This window comes from Bacillus sp. FDAARGOS_527 (assembly GCF_003812125.1).
In the GTDB taxonomy this organism is placed as follows: domain Bacteria; phylum Bacillota; class Bacilli; order Bacillales; family Bacillaceae_G; genus Bacillus_A; species Bacillus_A paranthracis.
In genome coordinates, this window is sequence record NZ_CP033795.1 from 219,346 (window position 1) to 234,292 (window position 14,947).

Below are 14,947 nucleotides of genomic sequence, written 5' to 3' on the forward strand. Positions count from 1 at the left end.
GACAATAGCTACATTATAGCACATGTTTATCCCGAATAAGTAGAAGTAGTAAATTGAAGAAATAACTGGATATAAATAAGGCGTTAGTGTACATACTATATTTAAAACATAGAAAGAAAGAGAGTATTCAATGTATAAGAAATTTGGTATGATAGCTAAATGAGATAAAGTGAAATTTTTCAAAAAAGAGAAGAATATAGCTATCTCGTTTTATGTTGTAATATGTATGGAAATTATATATTGAAAGAAAAGAGCTAGAAGATGAATAATAAGTTTGTGAAAGGCGCTGCGATTTTAACGATTACAACGTTTCTATCGAAAGTGTTGGGAAGTTTTTTTCAAATCCCATTACAAAATATAGCAGGAGATGAAGTACTGGGGATTTTTCGCCTTGTTTTTCCTGTGTATATGATAGCTTTAACTTTATCAGTAGCGGGAGTACCGCTAGCTATATCAAAATTAATCGCTGAACTTCATGAGAAGAATGACGAGAACGGAATTGCCAAACTATTTACTTCAGCATCTATTATTGGAGTAATATTTGGAGTGCTTGGATTTTCAGTTATTATGATTGGATCAAGTATGTTTGCAAATATGCTTGGTGGACAAGATACAAGACTTCCATTAATCGTAACTTCGTTTGCGTTATTAATCGCACCATATATGGCGGTATATCGAGGATATTTCCAAGGTTTTGGAGATATGATTCCTACCGGGGTGTCACAAGTAATTGAGCAGTTCATTCGTGTTTTCTTTATGTTAGCAATTGCATTTTTATTTGTATATTGGAATAAAGAGAGTGATGTTGTAACAGGCGGCGCAATGATTGGTTCTTGCCTTGGAGTAATTACGTCACTTATCTATTTGAGAATGAAGTATGTAAAAAGTATATATCGTTATAAAAGTAATACATATTCACTACAAGATTTTAAAGATAATGCAAAAAAGATACTTCAGGTCTCGATTCCAATTGCAGTTGGAGCATTATCGATGCCGGTGTTAAATTTAGTTGATTCTGTAACGATTCCACATATGTTGCATGAATCCACTACAACGATTCAAGAACAATTTGGTATATATAGTCGTGGATTTGCGTTTACACAATTAATTGTCGTGTTTGCAAGTGCGATGGTATTTCCGTTAATCCCGTTGTTAACGGCTGCATTAACAAAGAAGGATGTAGCGTTAGCAAAACAAACAATTGAACGAACAAATGAGCTTGCCCATGTTTTAACAACGCCGATAACAATCTGGCTCATGGCACTTGCAGTCCCGTTAAATGTTGGATTGTTTACAGATGCGAAAGGGAGCGGAATGTTAGCTATTTTAATTGGTAGTTCGTATTTCACATCACTTATGGTATTATCAATAGGAATTTTGCAAGGAATTAACCGTTCTAAGCAAGCGGCGTGGATAGTTGTTGGAGCGAGTTTTGTAAAAGTCATATTAAATATAGTACTTGTAAGTCAATTTGGCATAACTGGTGCGGCTTATAGTACACTTATCATATATATCATGATTTGTATCGTAAACTATATATACATTCGAAAAGAATTGGCTTATTCAATTCACATGGGGAGATTTTTTGCTGTAATTGGGGTATCTAGTATAGTAGGTATAGGATTATATTTCACATCTACTTTCATAAATGTGGTAGATTCTAGACTTATTGCAATAATATATAGCGGTGTAGCGTTTTGTGTGGCCTTGTTCATATATGGCATATGCGCATTAAAGTTGAACTGGATATCCAAAAAGCAAATCCCATTTTTACGTAAGTAAATGAGTCCATAAATGAGTATGGCTATTTGTATGTTTGTGAAAGAAATCAATTTAAAGTTATCCAACTTTTCTTATTAAAGAGTTGATAGCGATTTGTTGAATGACAAAAAGTTGATTGCGAAATGTTGGAGGAGATTAAGAGTGCGGTTAGTTTTATCAGGATATTATGGTTTTTATAATGTTGGGGACGAAGCAATTTTGCAATCAATTATTCAAGCGCTACATGAAGAGGATCCTACTCTTGAGCTTGTTGTACTTTCGAATGACCCCGACTATACAAGAAAAATGTACGGTGTAGAGGCAGTAAATCGCTGGGATATAAGAGCAATTTATAAGGAAATAAAGAGAAGTAATGGCTTAATTAGCGGAGGAGGAAGCCTCCTTCAAGATAAAACGAGTATTAAAAGTATTTTGTACTATACGGGTATTATGCGAATTGCTCGTTTTTTGAAGAAGCCGTATTATATTTATGCGCAAGGAATTGGTCCAATTACGAAAAGACAAAATCGTTTATTAGTGAAATGGCAAGTATCAAAAGCGGAATATATATCAGTTCGTGATGAAGATTCATTTTTGTATTTAAAAGAAATTGGTATTAAGAAGGATATCGAACTAGTTCCAGATCCGGTATTGGCATGTCAACCAGAAGGAATGAAGTCGGAGTGGTTGCAAAAACATGCGATTCAAGGGAAAGTAATTGCAGTTAGTGTGAGGTATTGGGACGCGAAAGAAGATTATATGAAGAAGCTAGCAGATACGCTGAAAAAATTTAAGCGTGATGGATACCATATTTTATTCGTACCAATGCATGGACCATTTGATCAAAATGCATCACGCGATATTATTAATTTAATGGGAGAAGAAGCTCATATGCTTCCGTATAAGCTCGATATTCATGAGAAAATTTCAATTTTGTCGGAATGTTCGCTTCTAATCGGTATGAGACTGCATGCACTCATACTATCTGCGGTTGCTAATATTCCTATGGTCGGTATTTCATATGATCCAAAGATCGATTCATTTTTACAACAAGTAAATCAGCCGATTATCGGAAACGTAGATGGTGATTGGACGTCTGAAACTTTGTATAATGTCGCAACGAAGCAATTAGAACAAAAAGAATATGTACAAGAAACATTGGAACAAAGAGTAGAAGAATTACGAGAGCAAATTTCAACAGCGTCTCGATACATCATAAGTGACTTGAATTCAAAAGAGTTCAAAAAAAGAGGAATGGGATCTTAATTTAAGAGGACATCCTCTTTTTTATTTTTTGAAAAAGAAAATGTCGAAAGAAAAAAATGAATTTGTAGAAAAATGTCGAATTACGTAAGTGATTGTAAATGTATGCTCATAAAGAAAGAAGTTTGAGAGATAAGATGTACGTTTAAAAATCCTAACATTAATATATATTGAATGTTTGTATTTAACGTTTTATTTAGTAAATGATAAAAAAATAGGTATGGTAATTTTGGGAAATCTGATGGTAATAAAAATGTCGAATCATAGAAAAATAAGTTGTCGATTAATATCGTAATATCTTTATAGTTAAATATTGAAATTGGAAACGTTTTTCTGTTATAGTTGTAAATGGTTATAAGAAGATTGTTATAAATGTAATTCAGACGCGTTTTTCTATTCATTTAAGATATTCAGATTTTGAAATCTGGATTCTTTAAAACAAAAGTCGAAAAAACGATCGTTTCGAATTGTGAAAATTCACTTTTTTGTCGAATTTAAGGTTTTAAATTAGATGAAAAGAGTGTATGATTTCTTTATGATATCTTTAATACGGGATATTCTATTATTCTGTACAAGAAATATTTTAACCACATTTATATCTACTAGTTTCAAAAATAAATAGAATATCTATTTAAAACATTATGTAACTAGTATTACATTCCTAAGGAGGAAATATATAAAATGGCAAAGACTAACTCTTACAAAAAAGTAATCGCAGGTACAATGACAGCAGCAATGGTAGCAGGTGTTGTATCTCCAGTAGCAGCAGCAGGTAAAACATTCCCAGACGTAGATGGTCACTGGTCTAAAGAATCAGTTTACTACCTAGTAGAAAAAGGCGCTATCGCAGGTAACGACGATGGTACATTCGCTCCTGATCGTGAAATCACTCGTGCAGAAGCAGCTACAATGATGGCTAAAATTTTAAACTTACCAATCGAAAAAGGTGCTAAACCATCTTACGCTGATTCTCAAAATCACTGGGCTTCTGCAATCATCGCAGCAGTTGAAAAAGCTGGCGTTGTTCAAGGTAAAGGCGACGGCACATTCGATCCAGACGGAAAAATCGACCGCGTTTCTATGGCATCTCTTCTTGTAGAAGCTTACAAATTAGATACTAAAGTAGACGGTCCTCTAGAGACTAAATTCGATGATTTAAAAGATAGCTGGGGTAAAGATAAAGCTAACATCCTAGTTAAATTAGGAATCTCTGTTGGTACTGGCGACAAATGGGAGCCAAATAAATCTGTAACTAAAGCAGAAGCAGCTCAATTTATTGCTAAAACTGACAAGCAGTTCGGACAAAAAGAAGAAGCTAAAGTTGAGTCTATTAAAGCAATCAATGCTAAAGAAATCGAAGTTAAACTTGGCGCTACAGTGAAAGAAGAAGATGTGAAGAACGCAAAATTCACTCTTTCTCAAGGAACTAATGCAACAGCAGTTACTGCAAAAATTGGTGAAGATAAAAAATCTGTAATCTTAACATTAGATGGAGATGCGAAACTTAAAAATAAAGAAGCTTATGTTCTAACTGTTGAAGGCTTAAAAGCTACTGATGGAAAAGAAATTCCAAAAGCATTAGAAGTTATCTTCTTTAACGATGAAGTAGCTCCAACTGTATCTACAGTATCTACTCCAGACGGAAAACTTAAAGTTGTGTTCAGCGAGAAATTAGATGCAACAAAAGGTGCAACGGTTGTAGTTAATGGTCAAAAAGTTGAGGGTAAAGTTGAAAACAATACTTTCACTTCTACTAATGCTCTAAATCTTGAAAGTGGTAAAGAATTCTCAATCATCGTAACTGGTGCTACAGATTTATCTAATAACGCTATGGAAATGTACGAAGGTAAAGCTACTTATAAAGTAGAAAAAGATACTACAGCTCCAGAAGTTAAAGATGTAAAAGTTAAAGAAATTACTGCTGAAGGAAAAGCAACATTAGAAGTTACTTTCTCAGAAGAACTTGCTGAGAACGGTCAAGGAACAGTTGTAGTTAAAAAAGGTAAAGAAGAATTAAAATCTGCAATTGCTCGTGATACTCAAGACAAAACAAAGGCAGTTATTGAAGTAACAGGTGCTCTTAAAGATAAAGAAACTGCTGCAGATCTTACAGTTGAATTTGTTGGCTACAAAGATTTAGCTAACAACGTAGGTTCTAAAGTATCTAAAGCAGTAAAAGTTTCAAAAGACGTTGTAGCTCCTAACTTCGTAAAAGTTGTAGCTGATCAAGATAAAGCAGCAACATTCACTTTTGACAAAGAAGTAACTGCACAAAACGGAAAACTTCGTGTGATTAACTTAGATACAAGTAAAGATGTAACTGCTGATGTGACTGTTGCACCAGCTAAAGATAATAAAAAGGGTATCACATTAACATTCCCAGAAAAAGGCAACTACAAAGTAGCTGCTGCAAAAGGTCTTGTAAAAGATGCAGCTGGTAACGAGTCTGTAGCATTTACTAAAGAAGTAAAAGTTGTAGAAAAAGAAGCTGAAAAAGAAACAGATAAAGTAGCTCCAGTAGTAAAAGCTGTAGCTTATGATAAAGCTACAAATAAAATTACAGTAAACTTTGAGAAAGAAGTAAAAGGTGGTCAGGTTGCTGAATCAGCTTCTAATGTAAATAATTACACATTAGCTGGTGCTAAATTACCAGAAGGCACTTTAATTGTATTAGACGGTACAAATGCAATTATTGAATTACCATCTACATTTACTTTCGAAAAATCAGAAACAGTTAAATTTACAGTAGCTAATGTTGCAAACAAAGATGGAGTAAAAATGGGTACAGCGAACCTATTACTAGAAGTTAAAGATACAAAAGCTCCTGAATTCAAATCAGCTAAAGTTTCAAATGTAGAGAAGAAAGAAGTAACTCTTACATTCTCTGAAGCTGTAAAAGTTGATGCAACTGATCTTGTGTTTGACTTAAATGGTGTGCCATTTACGGTAGCGGCAGACTCTGCTAAAGCAGCAAAAGAAACTGCTTCTAAAGAAGTAGTACTTAAGTTAGAAACTACAGAGAATGTTAACTTTGCAACTGGTACATTAACTCTTAAAGCTAAAGAACTTAAAGATAATGCAACTTTAAATACAGTTGACACAGAAAATAACAAACTTGTTGCTTTCAAACCAGTAACAGTAACTCGCTAATTGAAATTTATTTCAATAGAAAGAGTCCACATTATGTGGGCTCTTTTTTTGTGATTAATTTTTATATAAAACGATTTCTAAAAAATAAATCATATTTTGCAGATTAGTAGTTCATTTTATTGAGAAACAAATCAAAAGCGCTTTCAAAAATAGAAGAATACCTCATTGATATGTAAAATTTTTGTAAATTAACACCTTTTTCTGTTAAAAAAACATTCGAAAAGAAGAAAAAAATGTCGAAATGAAATAGTTTCAGTCGAATATAGTCTGAAAATTGTATTTATTGTAAAAAATATTTAGGTGATGAAGTGGAAATATGTGCTATAATTCCAATTGTGTATTCGATATGAAAAATATACGAAGCGCATTGAGAGTGGTTTATAGGAAAACAGTTTATTCATTTCTATATTTAAGTATTATCAATATCCTAATAGTACGATCAGAAGACTGAATTATCAGAATGTGTCGAATCTTCTTTTGAGAAAGTTCTTGATAACGAATGGTTTTGTATAGTATGATGAACTTGTTTCAGAAAATGGTATTTAAACCTTATATTTACATCTGACGGTTTGTATCATTTTTTATGTGAACTACTTTTCATTATAGTGTTTTTGTTTATGTTTTTATTGTTTTATGGCTTTTCTAACTAGCTAGTTTTCAAATTTAATATGATGTGAAACTAGTAGCATATTCCTGAAGGAGGAAATATATAAAATGGCAAAGACTAACTCTTACAAAAAAGTAATCGCAGGTACAATGACAGCAGCAATGGTAGCAGGTGTTGTATCTCCAGTAGCAGCAGCAGGTAAATCATTCCCAGACGTTCCAGCTGGACATTGGGCAGAAGAATCTATTAACTACTTAGTAGATAAAGGTGCAATTGTAGGTAAGCCAGACGGTACATATGGTCCAACCGAATCAATCGATCGTGCTTCTGCAGCTGTAATCTTCACTAAAATTTTAAATTTACCAGTTGATGAAAATGCTCAACCTTCTTTCAAAGATGCTAAAAATACATGGGCTGCTAAATATATCGCAGCAGTTGAAAAAGCTGGTATCGTTAAAGGTGACGGCAAAGAAAACTTCTATCCAGAAGGAAAGATTGACCGTGCTTCATTTGCTTCTATGTTAGTAAGTGCTTATAACTTAAAAGATAAAGTTAATGGCGAGTTAGTTACAACATTTGATGATTTAAGAAAACATTGGGGTGAAGAAAAAGCAAACATCCTAATTAATCTTGGAATCTCTGTAGGTACTGGTACGAAATGGGAGCCAAATAAAACTGTAACTCGTGCAGAAGCAGCTCAATTTATCGCATTAACAGATAAAAAGTATGGTAAAAAAGATAATGCACAAGCATATGTAACAGATGTGAAAATTTCTGAACCAGCGAAATTAACATTAACAGGTACTGGTTTAGATAAACTTTCTGCTGATGATGTAACTCTTGAAGGAGATAAAGCTGTTGCGATTGAAGCAAGTGCTGATGGTACTTCTGCTGTAGTAACACTTGGTGGCAAAGTAGCTCCTAATAAAGACTTAAGCATTAAAGTTAAAAATCAATCATTCGTAGCGAAATTCGTATACGAAGTGAAAAAATTAGCTGTAGAAAAACTTACATTTGATGATGATCGTGCTGGTCAAGCAATTGTCTTCAAATTAAACGACGAAAAAGGTAACGCTGATGTTGAGTACTTAAACTTAGCAAACCATGACGTCAAATTTGTAGCAAATAACTTAGACGGTTCACCAGCAAACATTTTTGAGGGTGGAAAGTCAACTTCTTCTACAGGTAAACTTGGTGTTGGCCTTTCTCACGGTGATTACAAAGTAGAGGTTCAAGTTACAAAACGCGGTGGTTTAACTGTTTCTAACACTGGTATTATTTCAGTGAAAAACCTTGATACACCAGCTTCTGCAATTAAGAGTACTGTATTTGCGGTAGATGCAGATAAAAACGGTGTAGTATACGGTAATACATTGACTGGAAAAGACTTCAAACTAAACAGCCAAACGTTAGTGGTTGGTGAAAAAGCACAAATCCATAACGTAGTTGCTACAATCGCTGGAGAAGATAAAGTAGTTGATCCAAACTCAATTAGCATTAAATCTTCAAACAGCGGTATTATCTCTGTAGTAAACAACTACATTACAGCTGAAGCTGCTGGTGAAGCTACACTTACTATTAAAGTAGGCGACGTTACAAAAGACGTTAAATTCAAAGTAACGACTGGTTCTCGTACGTTAAAATCAGTAAAAGCTAATCCAGATAAATTACAAGTTGTTCAAAATAAAGAGTTACCTGTTACATTTGTAACAACTGACCAATATGGCGATCCATTTGGTGCTAACACAGCTGCAATTAAAGAGGTTCTTCCAAAAACTGGTGTAGTGAAAAAATTAGATGTAACAACAACTGATGCTGGCTCAATCGGTACAAAAACAATTGGTGTTACAGGTAATGAAGTAGGCGAAGGTACAATTCACTTCCAAAATGCTAACGGTGAAACTTTAGGTTCATTATATGTGAACGTAACAGAAGGTAACGTTGCATTCAAAAACTTCGAACTTGTATCTAAAGTAGGTCAATACGGTGAATCACCTGATTCAAAACTTGACTTAAATGTGGCTAACACAGTTGAGTATCAATTATCTAAGTACACTTCAGATCGCGTATATTCTGATCCTGAAAACTTAGAAGGTTATGAAGTTGAGTCTAAAAATCCAGCAGTAGCTGAAGCTAAGATTGTTGGAAATAAAGTTGTTGTTAAAGGTTTAAAACCAGGTAAAGTTGATATCCACTTAACGAAAAATGGTGCAACTGCTGGTAAAGCGACATTAGAAATCGTTCAAGAGAAAATCGCTATTAAATCTGTAGACTTCAAACCAGTTCAAACAGAAAACTTCGTTGAGAAGAAAATTAACATCGGTACTGTATTAGAACTTGAGAAGAGTAACCTTGATGATATCGTAAAAGGTATTAACTTAACAAAAGAAACACAACATAAAGTACGTGTTGTGAAGTCTGGCAAAGATAAAGGAACTCTTTACCTTGATACAAATGGTAATGCTCATTATGACATCTTTGACCAAAAACTTGGCGATGTAACAGTAACAGCATCAAGTGATTCAGTATTCAACAACTTTAAAGCAGATATTTATGATGCTTTAACTACTAAGTACACTGACAAAGGTACATTAGTATTCAAAGTATTAGGCGATAAGAATGTTGTAACAAGTGAAATTGGTTCACAAGCAGTACAAGTGAACGTTCTTAACAATCCAAATCTATAAGTCGATTATAGATAAAGTAAAAAATCAGTGGGGATTCATCCCCGCTGATTTTTTAATAGAAAGAAGGCTCTTGTAAATTTACAAGAGCCTTCTTTCTATTTCTTAAACTTAAACATATCCCCACTCAAATTCGAATCACTATACACGAACAATACCATGTTAATGTTGTTGTCTTGAATGTATTGATATACATCTTTTTCGTGATAGTGACGCAGGTCGAGGATAGATGTGTGTTTGAAACTTTGTGCTAAGTGTGGCACGATTGCGTTTGCGAATGAGTCTTTTAGGACTAGGGCGCGTACTTCATTTTGTGCATTGTTATTTTCGATGACGATTTCTGGATAGTCATCTGTGTAATAACCTGCGTATGATGTTGTATCTTTTTGTTTTTCTACGCCGTATATTTCATCTAAGTTTTGGTGAATAGTACCTTGCACATCTTTTGCGGTTACGCTTGTGAAGTTGAAACCGTCTTTCGGTGTGTAGTAGCACAATTTTTCACCATTTGCATCTATGAGTTGGTATAGTTGGTTGTTGAAGCTTCCAACTAAATGTTTGTTTTGCGCACATGTACGAATATAATCTTCTTTTTTTATTTCTTTTCCTTTATATATAGAAGATTGTTGCCCGATTGTGTTCATTATATATTGGTAGCCTAAGAAGGCACCGTCCATATTCCAATGATGGTCTGTTTTGAAATACATGTCTTGTATTTCTTCGTTTGTATAGTTCTGTTTAAAGTGTTCCATCAGTTTTATTGGCTTTACGTCTGCTGGAAGCTTCTTTAGAAAGTAATTTAAATTTTCCTGTGCATATGTGTGAATATGAGAAGGTAATTTAAATGATAATGCATTCGTTTTTGACGGTGGTAAAGCAAAGTAAAACTCAACGTTTTGTTCTTTTAAAAACTGCGACAAATCGTTTATAGCAGGCATGGATTGGTCAATTTCATTATATTTTTTTGTCCACGCCGGGTTTTTCAGGAGCCATTTATCATCAGTTAAAATAATGTCGTTAATGAGAGATTTGCCCATATTAATTTGAGCAATTGTATAGTTTTTAATAAGCTCATCTCGTCCGATTAGTTGATCATTTGTGTATGTTTCGACATCTTTAAAGAAGCTACCAGTTAGGAGAGCTTCTTTCGTAAGTGCTGGTTTTTGAGCGAGCGGCCGATTTTCAACTGGTGAAATGTCTCGGTCTGTTTTGAGTAACGATAATATGCCAAATGAAAAGATAATGGTGAGAAAACCGATAAACAGGATGAGGTTCCCAAATTTTTTCATAATAACGTTTCCTTCCTACATCAGTTAAAACCTGAAATAAATAAATGGATTATATGTTGAGTTAATCAAGTACATAACCGAAATCATAAATAATGTTAGTAATAATATAGGACGTACAAATTGCATTGTGAACATATACGTTTTTGGCGCAAGTTCTAGTATGTTTTTCATTCGTTTTAAAATTGGTGTCGCTGCGATAAAGGCAATGAGAAATACGATAATGTATTCATGTACGTATAACATCGTATTGTCATCGATGAAAGATTGGCCACCTATGCCGAACATCGCTTTTAAATATTGGAAAGAGTAAGCGAAGTTGTCAGCTCGGAAGAAGACCCAACCGATCATAACGATTAGTAATACGTATGCATGTTGCAGAGGCTTCCATAGTTTGTTTAATATTTTTTCGAATCCAGCTTTTTCAATTGAAATAATAAAGCCGTAATATAAGCCCCAGGCGATAAATGTCCAGCTCGCCCCGTGCCATAAACCAGTTAACCCCCATACGATGAAAAGGTTACGATAATTCGCCAGTTTTGAAACGCGGTTTCCGCCGAGCGGGATATATATGTAATCGCGGAACCAAGAGCCGAGTGTAATATGCCATCTTCTCCAAAACTCTGAAATAGATTTAGAGATGTACGGATAGTTGAAGTTTTTCGGGAAATCAAATCCGAACATTTTTCCAAGTCCGATTGCCATATCAGAGTATCCTGAGAAATCGAAATAAATTTGCAGGGTATAGGCGATAATACCAATCCATGCCGTTCCAACACTCATTTCAGATGGTGGTAAGGCAAAGATTTTATCAGCGACAAATCCAACTTGGTTAGCGATTAATATCTTTTTTGCTAGTCCGAGAACGAAAATTTGAATACCTTCTGTGAATCGTTCAAAAGAATGGATGCGCGTTTTAATTTGCTCAGCGACAATATTGTAACGAACAATTGGTCCGGCAATAAGCTGAGGGAAAATAGAGATATATAGCGCTAAGTTAAGTGGATTTTTTTGAACATCCCCATCTTTACGGTATATATCGATGACATAGGACATCGCTTGGAATGTATAAAATGAAATACCAATTGGTAGTGGAATAGGTTCCACATGAATAGATAAGTGCAATGCGTTGTTTAAAATGTCTGTGAAAAATGAAATATACTTAAAATAAGAAAGTAATAGTATATTTCCGACTACAGCCATAATTAAAAATGTGACTTTCATATTTTTTCGTTTATCATAATGATGCACGAGTAGGCCGAAGCAGTAGTTTAATACGATGGAAAAGAGCATTAAAAGAACGAAACGTGGTTCGCCCCATGCATAGAAAATTAAACTAAATGCAAGTAATACGAAATTACGTAGCTCGGCACGCACTATAAAATAGAGAAATAATACGAGAGGTAAAAAGATAAACAAGAAAATCGAACTACTAAATACCAAAGGACTCTCCTCACTTTTTCGAAATACATTTCGTAAAAAAAACGACATATCTATTATATATTCTTTTTTATAATAGTGCCTTTAATATTTTAGCATGTTAATAATTCGATTAAAATAATTATTCTATATAATAGAAGAAAAGCGGTATGGAATCCTTTTGACACCCACTATCTGGATAAGATAAGATGAATAAGGTGTGATTTGTTTAGAAGGGAAGAGATGGTGTGTTATTTAACTCGTTTGAGTTTATTTTTTTATTTTTACCGATAGCATTTCTTTTATATTTTTTATTAAATAAATTTGGACAAACTACTTTAGCAAAAGCTTGGCTTGTGGCAGCATCTTTATTTTTCTATAGTTATTGGAACATAAAGTATTTGCCGCTTATGTTAATATCGCTCATTGTGAACTACTTTATCGGAATGAGGCTCGTGAAGCATAAGAGTAAACTTCTTTTAACAGTAGGCTTACTATTTAATATAGGAATGCTTAGTTATTTCAAGTACTATGATTTCTTTTTGCAAAATGTAAATTCGTTATTTGGAACTCATTTTACATTATTATCATTAACGTTACCGCTTGCGATTAGTTTCTATACATTCCAAAAGATTGCGTTTTTAGTAGATACATATCGCGGGGAAACGGAGGCATGTCATTTTCTTGATTACGCTCTGTTTGTAACATTTTTCCCGCAACTTATTGCCGGACCAATTGTACACCATGCGCAAATTATGCCGCAATTTGCGGATCGTAGTAAAAAGCGTTGGCAATCAAATTATATCGTTCTCGGTATTTTTGTATTTGCCATCGGTATTTTCAAGAAAGTAGGGATTGCAGACGTTTTATCTCCTGTCGTACGGGAAGGGTTTGATGTACAGCAGTCGCTAACCTTTGTTGAAGCTTGGCTTTCATCATTAGCGTTTACATTTCAGTTATACTTTGATTTCAGTGGATATAGCGATATGGCAATTGGAATTGCGTTAATGTTCAACATTAAATTGCCTCAAAACTTTAACTCACCTTATAAAGCGGTGAGTATACAAGACTTTTGGCATCGTTGGCATATGACATTAAGCCAGTTTTTAACGAAATATGTGTATATTTCTCTTGGAGGAAATCGAAAAGGTATTACGCGTACATACGTCAATATTATGATTGTCTTCTTAATAAGTGGACTTTGGCATGGGGCTGGTTGGACATTTATTTTCTGGGGATTTCTGCACGGATTAGCTTCTGTCGTTCATCGTTTGTGGAACAAAGCAGGAGGGCGCATGCCGGCCTGGGTGGGATGGCTCGTGACGTTTTTCTTCATTAATATAACGTGGGTATTCTTTAGAGCAACATCGATGCATGATGCGGTGAAAGTGTTAAAAGGAATGTTTGGATTTAATGGATTCGAACTAGCCAATAGCGTATTCCCGGTATTTATTATTGAGAAGCTACAATTTTTAAAAGGGTACGGTGTTTCATTTACTGAAGCATACCATGTTTCATTATTAAATACGGAAATAGTAGCGTATATTTTCGGAGCATTATGTATTAGTTTCTTCTTGAAAAATTCAATTCAGTTAAAAGACTCATTCCGTCCGACAGTATGGACGGCGTTATTTACTGCAATATTACTTGTGTATAGTGTATTGCATTTAACGAGTATTAGTGAGTTTTTATACTTTAATTTCTAGGTGGAGAATATGAAAAACAAACAGTGGCTTATTTTCGTTTTTGTATGTGTTTTTGTTCCACTTGCAGGTGTTGGAATATTTAATGGCTATGCAGATTCACTTTGGTTATTCTCTCATAAAAATAAGTGGAATAATGTTCAGTTTGGGTTTAATGAGAGACAACAAAAAACGAATTATATAACATATCGTCCGTTTACTTATGATGGCGTTATACTTGGAAGTAGTAGAACAACGTTTATCAATGAGAATGATTTTACTGGATTAAACGCATTTAATTATGCGGTAAGTAGTACAGATCCGCGTGAGTACGATGCGTACATTGAATATGCAAAAGAGAGAAAAGGTAGTGAATTATCTTCTATTGTGATTGGTTTAGATTTCCTTGGAACGAACAAAAATAGAGAAATCGGTTTTGAAAAGCCAGAAGTATATATTAATGAGGCACAAAGCTTACTATATCCAATTAAATCGTATGTGAGTATGGATGGGATTACATATTCCCGAAATACAATTCAAAACTCTATTCATCACAATAAGACTATTGATGTATATAATCGCGATAACATAAAATCGATGCGTGAGTATACGAAAGAAGAGCGTGACACACAAATTGCCGCGCAAGTAGATAAATTTAGTAGAGAGATTTATGGCGGGAATTATGAGTATCAAAATATGAAGGAAATATTAGGAACTGTAAAATCTCATAATCCGAATACAAAGTTTTATATTTTTACAACTCCTGTTTCAGAGCCATTGTTCCGTGCGATGATTCAATCAGGGCGTTGGGAAGATTATAAAAGGTGGCTCCATGATACTGTCGATGTATTTGGAGAAGTACATCATTTCATGTATTTAAATTCAGTAACAAAGAACTTAGATAACTATATGGATGGACATCATTTCAGACCAGAAGTCGGAAAGATAATTGCACATAAAGTTGTAAATGAAGAAGATCGTAATGTGCCGAAAGATTTCGGTATTGTTATTACGAAGGATAATATTGATGAGGTGCTGGAGCAGATTCATGCATCGTTTCAATAGAAAGAAATAGTTTTGTTTCAAAGGTCGAAT

Annotated in this window: 7 protein-coding genes and 1 pseudogene; 6 read left to right on the forward strand and 2 right to left on the reverse strand. The window is 34.2% G+C overall.

Annotated features, from left to right (window positions below; translation table 11 throughout):
• The first annotated feature begins 261 nt into the window (after positions 1 to 261).
• From EGX95_RS03430 to EGX95_RS03445, 4 genes and pseudogenes are all read left to right on the forward strand, one after another.
• The gene (locus tag EGX95_RS03430; RefSeq protein WP_001060185.1) at positions 262 to 1,782 is read left to right on the forward strand and encodes a putative polysaccharide biosynthesis protein; all 1,521 of its coding nucleotides are present in this window, start codon (positions 262 to 264) and stop codon (positions 1,780 to 1,782) included.
• 141 nt (positions 1,783 to 1,923) lie between these two features.
• Positions 1,924 to 3,027, forward strand: a complete 1,104-nt coding sequence (gene csaB / locus EGX95_RS03435; RefSeq protein WP_001241616.1) for a polysaccharide pyruvyl transferase CsaB — start codon at positions 1,924 to 1,926, stop codon at positions 3,025 to 3,027.
• 678 nt (positions 3,028 to 3,705) lie between these two features.
• Positions 3,706 to 4,735 (forward strand): annotated as a pseudogene (locus tag EGX95_RS31100) (S-layer homology domain-containing protein); the annotation flags it as partial.
• 2,153 nt (positions 4,736 to 6,888) lie between these two features.
• Positions 6,889 to 9,468, forward strand: a complete 2,580-nt coding sequence (locus tag EGX95_RS03445) for an S-layer homology domain-containing protein (RefSeq protein WP_001140723.1) — start codon at positions 6,889 to 6,891, stop codon at positions 9,466 to 9,468.
• Between the two features lie 95 nt (positions 9,469 to 9,563).
• Here the strand turns inward: EGX95_RS03445 and patB1 are convergent, their stop codons facing one another.
• Positions 9,564 to 10,754 carry a secondary cell wall polysaccharide O-acetyltransferase PatB1 gene (gene patB1, locus EGX95_RS03450; protein WP_000713397.1) on the reverse strand — a complete coding sequence of 397 codons (1,191 nt, stop codon included), beginning with the start codon at positions 10,752 to 10,754 and terminating at the stop codon, positions 9,564 to 9,566.
• A 24-nt stretch (positions 10,755 to 10,778) separates the two neighbouring features.
• Complete coding sequence (locus EGX95_RS03455; protein WP_000232137.1) at positions 10,779 to 12,194, reverse strand: MBOAT family O-acyltransferase; 1,416 nt, start codon at positions 12,192 to 12,194, stop codon at positions 10,779 to 10,781.
• 224 nt (positions 12,195 to 12,418) lie between these two features.
• On the opposite strand from EGX95_RS03455, the gene EGX95_RS03460 reads away from it, so the two are divergent.
• Together EGX95_RS03460 and EGX95_RS03465 are read left to right on the forward strand one after the other, a co-directional pair.
• The gene (locus EGX95_RS03460; protein ID WP_000898512.1) at positions 12,419 to 13,876 is read left to right on the forward strand and encodes an MBOAT family O-acyltransferase; all 1,458 of its coding nucleotides are present in this window, start codon (positions 12,419 to 12,421) and stop codon (positions 13,874 to 13,876) included.
• A 9-nt stretch (positions 13,877 to 13,885) separates the two neighbouring features.
• Positions 13,886 to 14,917 (forward strand): hypothetical protein, encoded by a 1,032-nt coding sequence (locus EGX95_RS03465; RefSeq protein ID WP_000792078.1) that lies wholly within the window; start codon positions 13,886 to 13,888, stop codon positions 14,915 to 14,917.
• Positions 14,918 to 14,947 lie beyond the last annotated feature (30 nt).